This is a genomic window from Stenotrophomonas sp. YJH_SMC_73 (assembly GCF_059370155.1).
In genome coordinates this window covers 157,248-174,683 of record NZ_JCAFTJ010000008.1, presented here as the reverse complement: position 1 = coordinate 174,683, position 17,436 = coordinate 157,248, and the positions used below count along the sequence as shown (strand labels likewise).

The 17,436-nt window shown below is 65.8% G+C and carries 18 protein-coding genes and 1 pseudogene; 12 read left to right on the top strand and 7 right to left on the bottom strand.

The annotated features are described in order from the left end of the window. Positions 1-57 precede the first annotated feature (57 nt). The 5 genes and pseudogenes from AC5P8R_RS14725 to AC5P8R_RS14705 form a co-directional block, all read left to right on the top strand. Positions 58-375, top strand: a complete 318-nt coding sequence (locus AC5P8R_RS14725; RefSeq protein ID WP_005407628.1) for a DUF4156 domain-containing protein — start codon at positions 58-60, stop codon at positions 373-375. Positions 376-478: 103 nt separating this feature from the next. Further along, on the top strand, positions 479-1,495 hold the full coding sequence (locus tag AC5P8R_RS14720; protein WP_014035559.1) for a 3-oxoacyl-ACP synthase III: 1,017 nt from the start codon (positions 479-481) through the stop codon (positions 1,493-1,495). Between the two features lie 140 nt (positions 1,496-1,635). Then, positions 1,636-2,529, top strand: coding sequence for an alpha/beta fold hydrolase (locus AC5P8R_RS14715; RefSeq protein ID WP_495223577.1), 894 nt, complete (start codon positions 1,636-1,638; stop codon positions 2,527-2,529). 112 nt (positions 2,530-2,641) lie between these two features. Continuing rightward, positions 2,642-3,793 carry an AAA family ATPase gene (locus tag AC5P8R_RS14710; protein WP_329767082.1) on the top strand — a complete coding sequence of 384 codons (1,152 nt, stop codon included), beginning with the start codon at positions 2,642-2,644 and terminating at the stop codon, positions 3,791-3,793. Between the two features lie 587 nt (positions 3,794-4,380). Next, positions 4,381-4,479: pseudogene (locus tag AC5P8R_RS14705) on the top strand (alpha/beta fold hydrolase); the annotation flags it as partial. Positions 4,480-4,590: 111 nt separating this feature from the next. Here the strand turns inward: AC5P8R_RS14705 and AC5P8R_RS14700 are convergent. Further along, positions 4,591-5,022: a YkgJ family cysteine cluster protein gene (locus tag AC5P8R_RS14700; protein ID WP_029380125.1), complete on the bottom strand. Its 432-nt coding sequence runs from the start codon at positions 5,020-5,022 to the stop codon at positions 4,591-4,593. A gap of 104 nt (positions 5,023-5,126) precedes the next feature. Here AC5P8R_RS14700 and oleC point away from each other — a divergent pair, with 104 nt between their 5' ends. From oleC to AC5P8R_RS14685, 3 genes are all read left to right on the top strand, one after another. Beyond that, positions 5,127-6,785 (top strand): olefin beta-lactone synthetase, encoded by a 1,659-nt coding sequence (gene oleC / locus AC5P8R_RS14695; protein WP_041862955.1) that lies wholly within the window; start codon positions 5,127-5,129, stop codon positions 6,783-6,785. After that, positions 6,782-7,774, top strand: coding sequence for a 2-alkyl-3-oxoalkanoate reductase (gene oleD / locus AC5P8R_RS14690; protein ID WP_014645546.1), 993 nt, complete (start codon positions 6,782-6,784; stop codon positions 7,772-7,774). Before oleC ends, oleD begins: the two co-directional genes overlap by 4 nt. 81 nt (positions 7,775-7,855) lie before the next feature. Beyond that, entirely contained in the window at positions 7,856-8,011 is a 156-nt protein-coding gene (locus tag AC5P8R_RS14685; RefSeq protein ID WP_005407633.1) for a DUF1328 domain-containing protein, read from the top strand. Positions 8,012-8,087: 76 nt separating this feature from the next. Here the strand turns inward: AC5P8R_RS14685 and ddlA are convergent, their stop codons facing one another. Further along, a complete protein-coding gene (ddlA, locus tag AC5P8R_RS14680; RefSeq protein ID WP_169412482.1) occupies positions 8,088-9,182 on the bottom strand; it encodes a D-alanine--D-alanine ligase in 1,095 nt (364 codons plus the stop codon). A gap of 468 nt (positions 9,183-9,650) precedes the next feature. On the opposite strand from ddlA, the gene AC5P8R_RS14675 reads away from it, so the two are divergent. Together AC5P8R_RS14675 and ubiB are read left to right on the top strand one after the other, a co-directional pair. Beyond that, positions 9,651-10,286: a ubiquinone biosynthesis accessory factor UbiJ gene (locus tag AC5P8R_RS14675; RefSeq protein ID WP_005420772.1), complete on the top strand. Its 636-nt coding sequence runs from the start codon at positions 9,651-9,653 to the stop codon at positions 10,284-10,286. Continuing rightward, positions 10,283-11,938: a ubiquinone biosynthesis regulatory protein kinase UbiB gene (ubiB, locus tag AC5P8R_RS14670; protein WP_014645548.1), complete on the top strand. Its 1,656-nt coding sequence runs from the start codon at positions 10,283-10,285 to the stop codon at positions 11,936-11,938. Before AC5P8R_RS14675 ends, ubiB begins: the two co-directional genes overlap by 4 nt. Positions 11,939-11,990: 52 nt before the next feature. Here the strand turns inward: ubiB and AC5P8R_RS14665 are convergent, their stop codons facing one another. The 4 genes from AC5P8R_RS14665 to AC5P8R_RS14650 are packed head-to-tail and all read right to left on the bottom strand — an operon-like array spanning position 11,991 to position 15,123. Then, positions 11,991-12,776 carry a YaiO family outer membrane beta-barrel protein gene (locus AC5P8R_RS14665; protein WP_014645549.1) on the bottom strand — a complete coding sequence of 262 codons (786 nt, stop codon included), beginning with the start codon at positions 12,774-12,776 and terminating at the stop codon, positions 11,991-11,993. Between the two features lie 4 nt (positions 12,777-12,780). Further along, positions 12,781-13,386: an LbetaH domain-containing protein gene (locus AC5P8R_RS14660; protein ID WP_032962223.1), complete on the bottom strand. Its 606-nt coding sequence runs from the start codon at positions 13,384-13,386 to the stop codon at positions 12,781-12,783. After that, complete coding sequence (locus tag AC5P8R_RS14655; RefSeq protein WP_014645551.1) at positions 13,373-14,512, bottom strand: glycosyltransferase family 2 protein; 1,140 nt, start codon at positions 14,510-14,512, stop codon at positions 13,373-13,375. The genes AC5P8R_RS14660 and AC5P8R_RS14655 overlap by 14 nt, the downstream gene beginning before the upstream one ends. Beyond that, positions 14,512-15,123 (bottom strand): PIG-L deacetylase family protein, encoded by a 612-nt coding sequence (locus AC5P8R_RS14650; RefSeq protein WP_495223576.1) that lies wholly within the window; start codon positions 15,121-15,123, stop codon positions 14,512-14,514. Before AC5P8R_RS14650 ends, AC5P8R_RS14655 begins: the two co-directional genes overlap by 1 nt. Before the next feature lie 166 nt (positions 15,124-15,289). Between AC5P8R_RS14650 and AC5P8R_RS14645 the strand changes: the two genes are divergently transcribed. Continuing rightward, a complete protein-coding gene (locus AC5P8R_RS14645) occupies positions 15,290-15,877 on the top strand; it encodes an O-methyltransferase (protein WP_495223575.1) in 588 nt (195 codons plus the stop codon). Positions 15,878-15,962: 85 nt separating this feature from the next. Beyond that, positions 15,963-16,706 carry a pseudouridine synthase gene (locus AC5P8R_RS14640; protein ID WP_014645554.1) on the top strand — a complete coding sequence of 248 codons (744 nt, stop codon included), beginning with the start codon at positions 15,963-15,965 and terminating at the stop codon, positions 16,704-16,706. A gap of 70 nt (positions 16,707-16,776) precedes the next feature. Here AC5P8R_RS14640 and AC5P8R_RS14635 read toward each other — a convergent pair whose 3' ends face one another. Then, entirely contained in the window at positions 16,777-17,325 is a 549-nt protein-coding gene (locus tag AC5P8R_RS14635) for a DUF2059 domain-containing protein (RefSeq protein WP_401730180.1), read from the bottom strand. Between the last annotated feature and the right edge of the window lie 111 nt (positions 17,326-17,436).

Genomic DNA, 17,436 nt, shown 5'->3' with positions numbered 1-17,436 from the left:
TACCCCCGATTCAGGCTGTTCAGGCAGAATCGCCCCATACCCTTCCAGGATCTGCCCATGCGCGTTCTGCTGCTTTCCTCTCTGCTGCTCACCGTCACTGCCTGTACCTGGGTGCCGATCGAACCGGCCGGCAAGGCGACCCGCGTGTTGCCGGCAGGTCCGGTTCCGGCCGGCTGCATCGCCAAGGGCGAGGTGGTGGTCACCGTGAAGAGCAAGGTCGGCTTCTACAACCGCAACCCGCTGCGCGTGCAGGAAGAGCTGGAAACCCTGGCCCGCAACGAGGCCCCGAGTGCTGGCGCCAACGCCGTACAGGCCGCCGCCGCGCCCGCCGATGGCAGCCAGCGGTTCGCCGCGTTCCAGTGCCCGCCGCGCTGAACGCTTCACCATACGGCCAAGCCTGAATTCGTAAAGATGCGGTGAAGGCCCCGGGGGTTATAGAATAGCGCCCCCTTTTGCCTGAGCCTTGGCGCTAACCTCGATGCTCTTCAAGAATGTCTCGATCGCCGGCCTGGCACACGTTGATGCGCCGCATACGCTGACGACCAAGGAAATCAACGAGCGGCTGCAGCCGACGTTGGATCGCCTCGGTATCCGCACCGACGTGCTCGGCGATATCGCCGGCATCCATGCCCGCCGCCTGTGGGACAACGGCGTGCTGGCGTCCGATGCCGCCACCATGGCCGGCCGCAAGGCGCTGGAAGACGCAGGCATCGATGCGACGCAGGTCGGCCTGCTGGTCAACACCTCGGTCAGCCGCGACTACCTGGAGCCGTCCACCGCCTCGATCGTGTCGGGCAACCTCGGCGTCAGCGACGAGTGCATGACCTTCGACGTCGCCAATGCCTGCCTGGCCTTCATCAACGGCATGGATATCGCGGCGCGCATGATCGAGCGTGGCGACATCGACTACGCGCTGGTGGTGGATGGCGAGACCGCCAACCTGGTGTACGAGAAGACCCTGGAGCGCATGACCGCCCCGGACGTCACCGCCGACGACTTCCGCAACGAGCTGGCCGCCCTGACCACCGGTTCGGGCGCCGCCGCGATGGTGATGGCGCGCTCGGAACTGGTGCCGGATGCACCCCGCTACAAGGGTGGCGTGACCCGTTCGGCCACCGAGTGGAACCAGCTGTGCCTGGGCAATCTGGACCGCATGGTCACCGATACCCGCCTGCTGCTGATCGAAGGCATCAAGCTGGCCCAGAAGACCTTCACCGCCGCGAAGATCGCCTTGGGCTGGGCCGTGGAAGAGCTGGACCAGTTCGTGATCCACCAGGTCAGCCAGCCGCACACCGCTGCGTTCATCAAGAACTTCGGCATCGACCCGAAGAAGGTCATGACCATCTTCGGCGAGCACGGCAATATCGGCCCGGCCTCGGTGCCGATCGTGCTGAGCAAGCTCAAGCAGCTGGGCAAGCTGAAGAAGGGCGATCGCATTGCACTTCTGGGCATTGGTTCCGGCCTGAACTGCTCGATGGCTGAAGTGGTCTGGTAAGCAGCCCGCTGCCCGACCTCCTGTAGAGCCGAGCCATGCTCGGCTCACGCGCGCAGCGCGGCTCTTCCGCAGCGGACCGGAGAGCAGCCGAGCATCGGCTCGGCTCCACATTGCGCCGCGACTCTCCCTAGGTGCTCCGCATGCGCGATCTTCCCGGTTACCCCGCCCACCCGCAGCGCTTCGAGGTTCGCCCCGGCCTGTCGATGAACTATCTCGACGAAGGCCCGCGCGATGGCGAAGTGGTGGTGATGGTGCATGGCAACCCGTCGTGGAGCTATTACTGGCGCACGCTGGTGGCCGGCCTGTCGGACACATACCGCTGCATCGTGCCGGACCACATCGGCATGGGCCTGTCGGACAAGCCCGATGACAGCCGCTACGAGTACACGCTGCAGTCGCGCGTTGACGACCTCGATGCGCTGCTGACGCACCTGGGCATCACCGGCCCGGTGACCCTGGCGGTGCACGACTGGGGCGGCATGATCGGTTTCGGCTGGGCGCTGTCGCACCACGACCAGGTCAAGCGCCTGGTGGTGCTCAACACCGCCGCGTTCCCGATGCCGGCGGCGAAGAAGATGCCGTGGCAGATCGCGCTGGGCCGCCACTGGAAGATCGGCGAGTGGATCATCCGCAGCTTCAACGCGTTCTCGTCCGGTGCCTCGTGGCTGGGCGTGGAGCGGAAGATGCCGGCCGACGTGCGCCGCGCCTACGTGTCGCCGTACAACAGCTGGGCCAACCGCATCAGCACCATCCGTTTCATGCAGGACATCCCGCTGTCGCCGGCCGACAAGGCCTGGTCGCTGCTGGAGCGTGCCGGCAAGGCGCTGCCGTCGTTCGCCGACCGACCGGCCTTCCTCGGCTGGGGCCTGCGCGACTTCGTGTTCGACCACCACTTCCTGAAGGGCTTCCAGGCCGCGTTGCCGCAGGCCCAGGTGCATGCCTTCGAGGACGCCGGGCACTACGTGCTGGAAGACAAGCACGAAGTGCTGGTGCCGGAGATCCGCGCGTTCCTGGATAAACATCCACTCACTTGAGTTGCTACATTAGCTGAGGCAATTTTCGGTCCGCGCTGCAGCCATGTGCTCTCAAATGCCAGTGCTAGCTGCGCGACCCGAATCCATCTTCCAATGCTTTGCGGGAGGAAACATGCTTGTAACGAAGGTAAAGCTCAAGAACTGGCGGAACTTCAGAGAGGCAGATGTTGCACTGGAGCCAAGAACCTTTCTGATTGGCGCCAATGCTGCGGGAAAATCCAACTTTCTGGATGTTTTCCGGTTTCTCCGAACAATCGCTCAGATGGAGGGTGGCGGTCTCCAGAAGGCACTGAAGGATCGCGGCTTTATGCCAAAGCTGCGAAGCCTGCATGCCCGACGAGATCCCGAAGTCGGAATTGAAGTTGAAGTTGTGGAGTCAGCCGCTGCTGATGCAAAGCGATGGACCTATGAACTTGCCTTCAAGTCAGAAGGGAAAGGCGCACAACGAGTTCTCATCACGCGCGAGCGCGTTTCATGCGATGGGAAGATCGTAATCAATCGTCCCCAGAAGGAGGATCTTGCTGATCCGATGCGACTGACGCAGACCCATCTGGAACAAATCAACAACAATGCCTCATTCAGAGATTTGGCAGATTTCTTTGGATCGGTAATTTATCTTCATTTGGTTCCCCAGCTTCTGAAATTCGCCGATGAAATTAGTGGGCGAGTTGTAGAGAGTGATCCTTTCGGTCAGGGGCTTCTGCAGAGAATCGCCAGAACTCCCCAAAGAACTAGGGACGCAAGACTTAAACGAATTGCGGGTGCACTCAAAGTAGCTGTCCCACAATTTTCGGAGTTGCAGTTCGAAAAGGATGCCATCACAGGTGCGCCGCACCTACAGGCACGTTTCGATCACTGGAGAACTAACGGGGCATGGCAGCGAGAAGAGCAGTTTTCAGATGGCACTCTTAGGCTTATAGGACTGCTTTGGGCTCTACAAGAGGGGGACGGTATTCTCCTGCTCGAGGAGCCTGAGTTGTCGCTAAATGATGCGATCGTTGAATATATTCCGCTTATGATCGATCGTGCGCTTCCGGGTAAGAAGAGGGGGCGGCAAATTTTGGTGACAACTCACAGCGACAATTTGATCGCCGCAGTGAGTGATCCCGAGTCCGTTTTGCTGCTCATGCCAGGCGTAAACGGGACAGTTGTAAGAGGGGCGGATAATTCGGAGAAGGAGGCTATGGAGCATGGCCTTAATCCGGCAGAAGTCCTCCTGCCCAAGACGCGACCTGATCGCATAGAGCAGATGGGGATGTTCTGATGCCCTTTTATGTTATTGGCGAGGATGCTCTTACGTGTGCGCTGGGCAAAAAGCTGCTTGAGGTGATTACGGGGGCTTCGCCAATCATGGAGCCTATTAATACCAAGGGCGTTACCAAGATGAAGGCTGCCGTATCAAGGTACGCCGGTCTGGTGCATCAGGCGCCCGTGCTGTGCCTCGCGGACACGGACGGAAAATGTGTGGTCGAGATGCTGCGTGATTGGTTTCCTGCAGGGTCGCCTGATCGCTTCCTTATGCGATTCGCAATCAGCGAAGCAGAGTCATGGCTCCTAGCCGACGCGCGTGGATTCTCAGAATTCTTAGGCATTTCCGAAGCCCGTATTCCTCGAGAGCCTGATCTAATTAGGGATCCTAAAGCTCAGATGTTGACGCTTGCCGCACGGTCCTCAAAGCGAATCATTCGGGAGGAAATGATTGGTGCGTTCGATAGGTCAAAACCTGGGAACGGGTACAACTTGCATCTCTGCAATTTCGTTGCATCGAACTGGAATCCTCATCTAGCTGCCGCAAATTCAGAGAGCTTGCGTCGCGCTATTTCGCGAATTGCCGAGAATCACGCGGCATAGGTGCATGCCTTCGAGGACGCCGGGCACTACGTGCTGGAAGACAAGCACGAAGTGCTGGTGCCGGAGATCCGCGCTTTTCTGGACAAGAACCCGATCTGATCGGTGTGCCGACCAACGGTCGGCACCCACCCCTTCCTCTTCCGGTGGGTGCCGACCGTTGGTCGGCACACCCGAAGGGTTCATGAGGTTGCCGGCCAGCGGCCGGCACTACTACGCCGCGACCGGTGCCTGCGGCGGTGAGGACGGGCTGTTGCCGTTGTCGTCCGGGTGATCGTCGTCATTGTCGGCGTCATCGCGCCAGCGCCAGTCGGCCAGCGTCAGCGGGTCCAGGCCGTAGGCGATGCGTGCCTTGTCGCACTGCGGGCTGGCCTTGCCGTACTCCCACGATGCATCCACCTCACGGCACACGCTGGGCCGGTTGGGGTGGATGGTGCAGCGTGAGTACACGCCGATCTGCGCGTCCAGCGCCACGCAGCGCACCGGCTTGGAGTGGGTGCCGCGCATGCACAGGCGGTGCGGGTCCAGCACCTCGGTCAGCTGGTGCGGCACGCCGCCGGGGGTGACCTCGTCCGATTCCATCCAGTGGAAGGCCACGCGGTATTGGGTGCAGCAGGCGCCGCAGGTCATGCAGGGATGTTGCATGGGCAAGCCGCCTCGGGCGGCAGTCGGAATCAGGAACGAGGGTGCGGATTTTCCACGAAGTGGGCCGCCGCGCAAGAAATTCCGTAAGCGGCGACAATGAACGGATGAACCGACCCTGCAACATTGCCGCGCGCCTGCCTGAACTGGCGCGTGAACGCCCTGACCAGATCGCCATCCGCTGCCCGGGCCGCCGGGGCGCCGGCAACGGCATGGCCGCCTACGATGTCACCCTGGATTACCGCCAGTTGGACGCCCGCAGTGATGCCATGGCCGCCGGCCTGGCCGGCTATGGGATCGGCCGTGGAGTGCGCACGGTGGTGATGGTGCGGCCGTCGCCGGAGTTCTTCCTGCTGATGTTCGCGTTGTTCAAGCTGGGCGCGGTGCCGGTGCTGGTCGATCCGGGCATCGACAAGCGCGCGCTGAAACAGTGCCTGGACGAGGCGCAGCCGCAGGCCTTCATCGGCATTCCGTTGGCGCACGTGGCGCGGCTGGCGCTGCGCTGGGCGCCGTCGGCGACCCGCCTGGTCACCGTTGGCCGCCGCCTCGGCTGGGGCGGTACCAGCCTGGCTGCGCTGGAGCGCGCCGGCGCCAAGGGCGGGGCGATGCTGGCCGATACCGATGGCGAGGACATGGCGGCGATCCTGTTCACCAGCGGCTCCACCGGTGTGCCCAAGGGCGTGGTCTACCGCCACCGCCACTTCGTGGGCCAGATCCAGCTGCTGGGCAGCGCGTTCGGCATGGAAGCGGGCGGCGTGGACCTGCCGACCTTCCCGCCCTTTGCCTTGTTCGACCCGGCGCTGGGCCTGACCTCGGTGATCCCGGACATGGACCCGACCCGGCCGGCGCAGGCCGATCCGGCACGCCTGCACGATGCCATCCAGCGCTTCGGCGTGACCCAGCTGTTCGGCTCGCCGGCATTGATGCGGGTGCTGGCCCGGCATGGCCGGCCGTTGCCGACGGTGACCCGGGTGACCTCGGCCGGTGCGCCGGTGCCGCCGGACGTGGTCGCCACCATCCGCAGCCTGCTGCCCGCCGATGCGCAGTTCTGGACCCCGTACGGCGCCACCGAGTGCCTGCCGGTGGCGGTGGTCGAGGGGCGTGAGCTGGAGCGTACCCGCGCGGCCACCGAGGCCGGCGCCGGCACCTGCGTGGGCAGCGTGGTGGCCCCCAACGAGGTGCGCATCATCGCCATCGACGACGCCCCGCTGGCCGACTGGTCGCAGGCGCGCGTGCTGGCGGTTGGCGAAGTGGGAGAAATCACGGTGGCTGGCCCGACCGCCACCGACAGCTACTTCAACCGCCCGCAGGCCACGGCCGCCGCGAAGATCCGCGAGACGCTGGCCGATGGCAGCACCCGCATCGTCCATCGCATGGGTGACGTGGGCTACTTCGATGCGCAGGGCCGGCTGTGGTTCTGCGGGCGCAAGACCCATCGCGTGGAAACCGCACAAGGGCCGCTGTACACCGAACAGGTCGAGCCGGTGTTCAATACCGTGCCCGGCGTGGCACGCACGGCACTGGTCGGCGTTGGCCCGGCGGGTGCGCAGGTACCGGTGCTGTGCGTGGAACTGCAGCGTGGCCAGAGCGACAGCCCGGCGTTGCAGGAAGCGCTGCGTGCGCATGCCGCAGCGCGCACGCCTGAGGCCGGCCTGCAGCACTTCCTGATGCATCCCGCGTTCCCCGTCGATATCCGTCACAACGCCAAGATCGGCCGCGAGAAGCTCGCCGTCTGGGCCAGCGCCGAACTGGAGAAGCGCGCATGAAGATCCTGGTCACCGGTGGTGGTGGTTTCCTTGGCCAGGCGCTGTGCCGCGGGCTGGTCGAACGTGGCCACCAGGTGCTGGCGTTCAACCGCAGCCACTACCCGGAACTGCAGGCCATGGGCGTGGGCCAGATCCGCGGCGATCTGGCCGATGCGCAGGCAGTGCTGCACGCGGTGGCCGGCGTCGATGCGGTGTTCCACAATGGCGCCAAGGCCGGCGCCTGGGGCAGCTATGACAGCTACCACCAGGCCAACGTGGTCGGCACCGACAATGTCATTGCGGCATGCCGCGCGCACGGCATCAACCGGCTGGTCTACACCTCAACGCCCAGCGTGACCCACCGCGCCACGCATCCGGTGGAAGGCCTGGGGGCTGACGAGGTGCCGTACGGTGAGGACTTCCAGGCACCGTATGCGGCGACCAAGGCGATCGCCGAACAGCGCGTGCTGGCCGCCAACGATGTATCGCTGGCGACGGTGGCACTGCGCCCGCGCCTGATCTGGGGCCCGGGTGACCAGCAGCTGGTGCCACGCCTGGCCGAGCGTGCACGTCAGGGCCGCCTGCGCTTGGTCGGCGACGGCAACAACAAGGTCGATACCACCTACATCGACAACGCCGCGCTCGCGCATTTCCTCGCTTTCGAGGCATTGGCGCCGGGTGCCGCGTGTGCGGGCAAGGCCTACTTCATTTCCAACGGCGAACCGCTGCCCATGCGCGAACTGGTCAACCGGCTGCTGGCCGCTGTTGGCGCGCCGACGGTGGACAAGGCGATCAGTTTCAAGACCGCCTATCGCATCGGCGCGGTCTGCGAACGGCTGTGGCCGCTGCTGCGCCTGCGTGGCGAGCCGCCGCTCACCCGCTTCCTGGCCGAGCAGCTGTGCACGCCGCACTGGTACAGCATGGAGCCGGCCCGCCGCGATTTCGGCTATGTGCCGCAGGTCAGCATCGAAGAAGGGCTGCGCAGGCTGAAGGCTTCATCTGCTGCATAGATCGCCGTCACTGGTTGCACACCGCAGGATCGGGAGGATGGACCCACGCCATCCAAGGCTCGACCACCCGCGAGGAGCGCCATGCTGCATTACGCCATCATTTTCTTTGTCATCGCCATCATCGCCGCCGTTCTGGGCTTTTCCGGCATTGCCGGCGCCGCAACGAATATCGCCTGGATCCTGTTCGTGGTGTTCCTGATCCTTGCGGTGATCTCGATGTTCCGCAAGCGCGGCTAGCCGGTAGTGCCGGCCGCTGGCCGGCATCGCTTTCCGCAGAGTCGAGCCATGCTCGGCTCTGCGGGCGATCACAACGCTACACGGCGCTGTGCAATCCGCGATCGGCTTCGTGACGCTCCTGTGCCAGTTCGATCAGGCGCGTAATCAACGTCGTGTAATCGACACCGCTGGCACCCCACAATTTCGGGTACATGCTGATGCGGGTGAAGCCCGGCAGCGTGTTGACCTCGTTGATGACGATCCCGCCGCCGGCAGTAAGGAATACGTCCACGCGCGCCATGCCGGCACACTCCAGCGCCTGGTAGGCCTGCAGTGCGATCTGCTGGATGCGCGCCTGGGTTGCGGCATCGATATCCGCAGGTACCACCACCTCGGCGCCAGTTTCGTTGATGTACTTGGTGTCGTAGGCGTAGAACTCGTCGTGCACCACCACCTCGCCGCACAGGCTGGCCTGCGGGTGCGCGTTGCCCAGTACCGCGCACTCGATCTCGCGGCCGACCACCGCCGATTCCACCAACACCTTGTGGTCGTAGCGCAGCGCCAATGCCAGTGCCTCGGCGAAGCCCGCTGCGTCCTTGACCTTGCTCACGCCCACCGACGAACCCTGGTTGGCCGGCTTCACGAACAGCGGCAGGCCGAGCTGCGCGATCACCGCATCGACATCGACCGTTGCCGCCTGGTGGCGACGGATGCACAGCCACGGTGCCACCTGCAGGCCAGCGTCGCGCAGCAGGCGCTTGGTCACGTCCTTGTCCATCGCCACTGCCGAACCCAGTACCGGCGAGCCGACGAAGGGCAGGTTGGCCATGCGCAGCAGGCCCTGCAGCGCACCGTCTTCGCCCAGCGGCCCATGCACGATCGGCAGAACCACATCGATCTGGCCCAGCGCGCTGGCCGGATCGGACGGCTGCAGCTGTGCCTGTTCCGCACCCGGGCGCACCGCCAGCGACTGGCCCGAGCGATGCAGCGCGATGCGCGACGGATCATCGGCGTTGATCAGGAAGGTGTCCGGCTGGTTCAGATGCCACTGGCCCTGCTTGTCGATGCCGACCAGCACCGGCTCGAAGCGCTCGCGATCAAGCGCATCGAGGATGTTCTTCGCCGACTGCAGTGAAACCTCGTGCTCGGAGGATTTGCCCCCGAAGATGATGCCGACCCGGGTCCGTGCCATGGGAATGCGATGTCCTGTGCGTTGCGTGGCCGTACAGCATGAACCTTCCATAGCCACCCAGGTGAGGCACAGATGAATCACCGGGCTGCCGGCTCGGGTAGCGGCCAACCATGGTTGGCCCCCTGACATCCAGCGCCGACCAAGGTCGGCATCTACCAACGCGAGATCCCATCAGCATTGGGGTCAGAGCCCGTTGCGGAGCAACGCGATCCGACCCCGGATAGTCCGACAGATCGCAGCAAACTGTCGAAGGCGGGGTGGGTCCGGTTGCGGGGGCGTGAGCCGCATGGATGCGGCGACCGAGCTTACATGGACGTACTTGCAGCGTCCCCCGCAATCGGACCCACCCCGCCATCCCACGGATAGCCAGCTTTTGATGTTGATCTTGCCGGCCAGAGGCCGGTGCCTCTGCGGGTGCCGGGCGGCAGCCCGGCGCAAGCCCCCCACCCACGCAGGTAGAATGCGCACATGGCTCTTTCCCTGCTCAAGTCCCTCAAGCCGGTCGCTGGCCGCGCCCTGCAGATCGCCCTGAACCGCGCGCTGGCGCTGGATCCGGATACCCGCCATGCACTGGCCAGCCTCGATGGCCGGCACATCGACCTGACCCTGGAAGCGCCGTCGCTGGCGATGCGCATCAGCGTCGACGGCGACCAGCTGCGGGTCGGCCCGGTGGATGCGCAGGAAGCCGACCTGGCCGTGCGCAGCAGCCTGGCCGGTGTGCTGGCGCAGCTGCCGCTGCTGGCCAACGCACGGCGCGGCGAGTCCAACAACAAGGGCCGTGTACGCGTGGCCGGTGACGCCGAACTGGCGCGCCGCCTGCAGCAGCTGGCCAAGGGCTTCGACCCGGACTGGCAGCAGCCGTTCGTCAGCGTGTTCGGCGAGGTACTGGGCGTGCAGGTGGCCAACACCCTGCGCAGCGCCCTGCAGCACGCGCGCCAGGGTGCGATCGATCTGGCCCACAGCGCTGCCGAGTTCATCACCGAGGAATCGCGCGACGTGGTACCGCGCGCCGAACTGGATGCCTTCCACGATGATGTGGACGTACTGCGTGATGACGTCGAGCGCCTTGGCGCGCGCGTCCAGCGCCTGCGGGGTGCCGCATGAAGGCCGTGCTGCGGGCAAGCCGCATCGGCCGGGTGATCCTGCGCTACCGCCTGGACGACCTGCTGCACGGCACGCCGGCTGAGCGCTGGCTGCGCCTGGCCAAACCGTTCGTGCCGCGTGCTTCGGCCGACATCGCTGTACAGTCGCGCGGTGCGCGCCTGCGCCTGGCGCTGCAGGATCTCGGCCCGATCTTCGTCAAGTTCGGCCAGATCCTGTCCACCCGCCGCGACCTGGTGCCGCCGGACGTGGCCAACGAACTGACCCTGCTGCAGGACCGGGTCAAGCCGTTCGACGGCGATACCGCGCGCCGCATCGTCGAGGAAGCACTCGGCCTGCCGGTCAGCGAGGCATTCGCCAGCTTCGATACCGAACCGCTGGCCTCGGCCTCGATCGCACAGGTGCATGCGGCCACGCTGGCCGATGGCCGCCAGGTGGTGGTCAAGGTGCTGCGCCCGGGCATCGAGAAGCAGATCGACGCCGACATCGCCCTGCTCAACTCGCTGGCCGCCCTGGTCGAGCGTACCCATCCGCGTGCCGACAAGATCCGTCCGCGCGAAGTGGTGGCCGAAGTCGAGAACACCCTGGCCGCTGAGCTGGACCTGCAGCGCGAAGGCGCCAATGCCAGCGTGCTGCGCCGCTTCTGGGAAAACAGCGACGACCTGTACGTGCCGGAAGTGATCTGGAGCCACACCGCCGAGCGCGCGCTGACCCTGGAGCGCGTGTGGGGCATTCCGTCCGATGACATCGCTGCACTGGACAAGGCCGGCATCGACCGCAAGGCGCTGGCCGCCAAGGGCGTGCGGGTGTTCTACACCCAGGTGTTCCGCGACAACTTCTTCCATGCCGATGCGCACGCCGGCAACATCTGGGTCGATACCGATCCGTCGCGTCGCGCCAACCCGCGCTTCATCGCGCTGGACTTCGGCATCATGGGCCAGCTGTCGCAGGAAGATCAGTACTACCTGGCCGAGAACTTCATGGCCATCTTCAACCGCGATTATCGCCGCATCGCCGAACTGCACGTGCAGGCGCGCTGGATGCCGGACAACGTGCGCATCGATGATCTGGAAGCGGCCGTGCGTTCGGTGTGCGAGCCGTACTTCACCCGACCGCTGTCGCAGATCTCGCTGGCCGAAGTGCTGATGAAGCTGTTCCGCGTGGCGCAGCGCTACCAGCTGACCCTGCAGCCGCAGCTGATCCTGCTGCAGAAGACCCTGCTGAACATCGAAGGTGTCGGGCGCCAGCTGGATCCGCAGATCGACATCTGGGCGGTGGCCAAGCCGGTGCTGGCGAAGATCCTGCGCGAGCGCTACAGCCCGCGTCGGGTCGTGCGCGAGATCGGCAAGCGCTTGCCGGAAATCATGACCCACGCGCCGGACATGCCGCGCCTGGTGCACGCCTGGCTGACCCAGCAGGTGGAGGGCCGCCATGAGCTGGCGATGCGCTCGCGCGATCTGGTCGCGCTCGATGCCAGCGTGCAGCGCCTGCAGAAACGCGCGGTCGGTGCGATCACCGGCGTCGGTCTGCTGGCCATCGCCGCACTGGTGTACGTGCTGCAGCCGCCAGGCTGGTACTGGGGCGACCTGCCGATGTGGAGCTGGGTGTCCGGTGCCGTCGGCGCGCTGGCGCTGGCGCGCGCGTGGTGGCGCTGAAGCCTGTTGATCGAGGGTCGGCGGCGTCACGCGCCGCCGACCAGCCACGGCTCTACCAGTGGTAGCCCAGGCCCAGGTGCGACTGCACGCTCTGGAAGCGGTCCAGGCGCGTCCTGTGCCAGGTCTTGCCAATGCCCATGTCCAGCACCAGATGCTCCCCCAGCGGCTGGCTGCGGCGCAGGAAGGCACGACGTGCATCGTGTTCGCGCAGCAGCAGCGGATCGGAATCGGCGGTGTAGCCGGACGTACCGCTGCCCAGCCACAGCTGGGTCGAACCACCGCCCTGCGCATCCTTCAGGCGCAGTGACAGCGTGGTGCCATGGCCGTCGGGCCCATTGGACTGGCGATGCCGCTCGTGGCGCAGTGAGGTGGTCACGCGCGGGAAGTAGTGCGAGGCACCTACCGACCAGCCACTCACGTATGCGCCGGCATGGTACTGGGCGTACTTGCCGCCCACGCTCAGCACGGTCTGCGGTGCCACCTTCCACTGGAAGTCCTGGTTGAGCTGGCGGTTGACGAATACCGGGTCATCGTTGGAGGCGGTGAAGGCGGTGCGGGTCGAAAAGCGTTGACTCCAGCGCTGGTGCAGGGAGCCCTGCACCCGATTGCCGCTGAAGCGCTTGCTGCCGTAGTCGCGTTCACCATGGGCCAGGCCCAGATGCCAGCGGCTGTCACCGCTGCGACCGGCCACATCCACGGTCTGTACGTCGCGCTTGCCAAAGCCATCGGTGTAGTCGGCATGATCCAGCTGCACCGAGACCCGGTCGATGCCGGCATGGGCGCTGGACACAGCCAGCAGCAGGACGCACGGCAGTGCGCCACGGATGATCAATCGCATGGGGTTACTCCAGGGGTTGGGAATGCAGCGACTGCAGCAGCCGGTAGCGACCGGGCGGCAGGTTTCGTTCCACGGTGATGCGCGGGCCGAACTGGCTGCCCGGGGCGACGATGCGACCGGGCAGGATGATCACGCCGACGCCCAGCGCGGCACCTTCGCCGATCCAGGCGCCGAGCTTGTCGCGCTGGCTGTCGATGACGGTGTCGCCGATGTGGACGGTGACCGTTGCGCCATCCAGGCGATGGTTGCTGGTACGCACCAGCGCGCCCAGGTAGGCACGGGCGTCGACGCGGCTGTCGGCGATGAAGCACTGCGGGCCGATGCAGGCGCCGTCGCCGATCAGTGCGTTCTTCAGTTCACTGGCAAAGCCGATGCGCACACCGTCACCGATGTGCAGCGGACCGCGCAGCAGTGCGTTGTTGCCGATCAGGCAGTCGCGGCCGATCGATACCGGCCCGTGCAGCTGGGCGCCGTCGCAGATGCGGCTGCCAGCGCCGATCCGTACCTCGCCCCGCACGATCGCACGCGGCGAAACCTGGGCGCTGGAATCGACGTGGGGTGGCAGCGTCGATAGCGCGTCGGCCATGGCGGCGAGGTCATTCCACCACATGCGGATACCTGGTCGGCTTGTCGCGTGCCGGCTCGCGGCCGGTAAACAGCCCGGCCACGCCATGCATCAGCCAGATCGCATAGGCGAGCAGCACGTACAGCATCGAGAACGCGGCGGCAGGGACCAGCGACGCGCGGCGGTGGTGGATCGCACTGATCACCGCCAGCAACATGACGATGCCGATCCAGAACAACGGCATCACCGACAGGGCGAGGCCACCCGGCCCATGCAGCTGGGCCGCACCGAACCAGACCTGCAGCGTCAGCACGATGCCGGCAAGGGCAAGCAGCATCATCGGCAGGATGCTGAACACGCCGAAGCGGGTCAGCAGCAGGCCGCGATGCAGGCGCATGCATACCGCATAGCCGACGATCCAGCGTCGCCAGCGCCGCCATTCCTCCACCAGCGTGTTGCATTCCTGCGGGTAGACCACGCAGCGCACGCTCTGGCGGACACGGTAGCCCTGCGCGACCAGCGACCAGGACATGTCCAGGTCTTCGACGCGGGTGCGGTCGGAGAAGCCGACCTTGCGCAGCACCGAGGTGCGGAACAGGCCACACGAGCCGGAGACGATGAACGGTGCGCCGCCCAGCCACTGCTGGAAGCTGCGCTTGATGACGATCATCGGCAGCTTCAGGCTGGCGCGCACATGCGGCAGGAAGCCGGCACCCTGCAGGCTGGACGAGGGTACGCCACCGACCGCATCGGCACCGCGCTCGATCTCGTCCAGCAGGTGGCCCAGGCCATGGCCGCGCGGATCGATGTGGGTGTCGGCGTCGGTCAGGAACACCTGCTCGGCGGTGGCGTGCCGCAGGCCATGCATCAGCGCGCCGCCCTTGCCGGTGTTGGCCTGGTGCACGGCCACGAGGCGCCCGGGCCAGCGCGCCTGCAGCGCATCAAGTACCTGGGCGGTGTTGTCGGTCGAACCGTCGTTCACGCAGATCACCCGTGCCACGTAGGGGTTCTGCAGCAGGCCGGTCAACGAGCGCTCCAGGCACGGCGCTTCGTTGTAGGCCGGCACGATCGCATCGATGCTGTACAGGCGCGTGCTGGGGCGACGCGAGGCCTGCACGCACACACGCACCAGGATGAAGGCACACATGGCCAGGAACAGCAGCGTTTTCATCACAGCACCAGCCGGTAGGGCACGAAGCCCTCACTGGGGCCGATGCCGATCTGCTGGCCGCGGAACTGCGCGTGGCAGCGCAGGTGGTCCTCCTGCATGTAGTGGCGATCGCCCTGGCTGGCATGCTCGCGCAATGCGTGGATCTTCAGGTCCAGTTGTGCGCTGATGTCCTCGAACACCTGCGGTGCGAACTGCGGCAGGGTGCTGGGGCTCTCGTAGCAGAGGATCTGCGGGATGCTGCGGCAGGCGATGATTGACGCTTCATGGACGGTGCGATGGTCCTGGTGGTGGTCTTCGCCGCACATCGTGTAGACGCGATGCGGTGCGATCTGCGCGCAGGCCTGCTCGATCACCGCGACGATGTCGTTGCGGCAGGCAGGAAAGCGCGTATCCGGGAAATCCTGCTGGATCACCTCGGTCACACCCAGGCGGCGCAACGCGCGGTGGGATTCGTCGCTGCGGTCGATGCCGGCATGGCAGCCACGGCCACCACGGCTGAGCACCAGCGCATGGATGCGTGCACCGTCGCGGGTCAGCTTGGCCAGGCTGCCGCCGCAACCGAGTTCGATGTCGTCGGGGTGGGCGCCGATTGCCAGAATGTCGAGAACCATGGCCGTGTCCTTGCGGAAACCAATGAGGGCCGCGGGCCGGTGGACCATCCCGCGTGAAGAAGGCGGGAACTATCGCAACCTCATCGGAGTACAGGCTTAAGACAAGTACGAAATGTGGCCGGACAGGCCACAATGCTCACCCTTGCTGTGGCAAATGAAAGAAGCAATGACGATGCAGCTTTCGGAATTGAAGAACGAACTGGCACGCTTCGGTGCTGAAAACGACGCGCATGAAACCGAGCGCGCCCGGCGCATGCTCAACATCACGCCGGACACCGGTGAATTCCTGTCGGTGCTGGTGCGTTTCGGCAATGCGCGCCGGGTGCTGGAGATCGGCACCTCCAACGGTTATTCCACGCTGTGGATTGCCGAAGCCGCAGCCGCCATCGACGGCCACGTGACCACACTGGAATACGCCGCGGACAAGGTGGCGATGGCGCGTGACACCTTCGCGCGCAGTGGCCTTGCCGATCGCATCACGCTGGTCCACGGCGATGCCGGGCAGTGGCTGGCACAGGCCGCCGATGCCAGCATTGACCTGCTGTTCCTCGATTCGGACCGCGAACAGTACGCCGGCTGGTGGCCGCAGCTGCGCCGTGTGCTGCGGCGGGGGGGCCTGCTGGTGGTGGACAACGCCACCTCGCACGCCGCGCAGATGGAACCGTTGCTCGCGTTGCTGGATGCCGATCAGGACTTCGGCACCAGCCTGGTGCCGGTGGGCAACGGCGAGCTTCTGGCCGTGCGCAACGCTTGACCGCCGCGCCACCAACCCGGGGTCAGATCCCTTTTCCGCAGGAAAAGGGATCTGACCCCGATCAGGGCGCCCGTATAATCCTGCGGTGAGCACCGAACCTGACACCCTCGCCGCGGTCGAGACCGAAACCGCGCCCCTGCAGCTGCTGCACCTGGACGAGCGCCTGGCCGTGGTCAACAAGCCCGCCGGGCTGATGGTCCACGACAGCAAGCTGGCCCGTGGCGAAGATGATTTCCTGGCCGACCGCCTGCGCGAGCAGCTGGGCCGCCCGATCTTCCTCGTGCACCGCCTGGACCGGGCCACCAGCGGCTGCCTGCTGCTGGCCTTCGACCGCGAGACCGCCAGTGCGCTGGGCAAGGCGTTGATGGGGGGTGAAGTGGCCAAGGACTACCTGACGGTCTGCCGGGGCTGGCCGGCCGAGCTGTCCTGGCGGGTGGACCATGACCTGGACGGCGGGCCGGGCAAGCCGGTGAAGAAGCCGGCGGTCACCGACTTCCAGCGCCTGGCCACCGGCGAGCTGTCGGTGCCGGTGGGTGAGTTCAGCAGTTCGCGCTACGCGCTGCTGCGCTGCCAGCCGCAGACCGGGCGCTTCCGGCAGATCCGCCGGCACCTCAAGCACCTGTCGCACCACATGATCGGCGACACCAGCCACGGCGATGGCCGCCACAACCGCATCTTCCGCATGCAGGGCGTGCACCGCATGCTGCTGCACGCCGAGCGCCTGCGCTTCCCGCACCCGGACGGTGGCAGCGTGGATGTCAGTGCGCCGCTGGATCGCGAGTTCCAGAAGGCGCTGGACCTGTTCGGCTGGCAGGTGGACGACGCCTGATGCTGCTGCGGTAAGCCGAGCGTGGGCTCGGCTCTACAGCCAGCGGCCGGGCGTGGCCCGGCGCACCCCGTTATTTCTTTTCCGGCTCGTTGACGATCGCTTCCAGGTCCTTCTGCAGATCCGCGAACAGCGGCTGCATGCGCGCCTGGATCGCCACCATCACGTTCTGCATCAGCGCCGGGGTCTTGTCCAGCAGGCTCTGGCCGGCCGCGCTCTCGTAGAACTCGGCCATTGCCAGCACGTCTTCCTTGCTGAAGGTCTTCTTGTACAGGTCCACGTACATGGGCCGCAGCTGTTGCCACGACATCGCCTGGCGCAGGGTCTGGCTGGTCCGGGCCTGGATCCGCTTCAGCTGTTCCTGCTGCTGGGCGGTGAGCTGGCGCTGCGCGGCCACCTGCTGGAACTGCTGCTGCTGCATGGCTTCGATCTGCGGCACCATGGTGTCGATCATGCTCTGCGCGCGCGAGGCCGACAGCAGGCGGTTGATGTCGCCGTCGGTCGGCGGGGCGGCCAGGGCCGGAACGCTGGCCACGGCCAGCGCCAGCAGCAGGGCGGCGCGGCGCAGCAGGGACGGCAGGGCGGGTGTGGAGCGGGTCATGCGGGGCTTCCTGCGGTACATGGGACCGCCAGCATACCCGCAGCCCAGGCGAAGGCGGCGTGTTCGGTGCCTGATCGGCGGCATACGGGGCGCGATGGCGTACTTCACCACGTGCCTGCCGCTACAATGCGC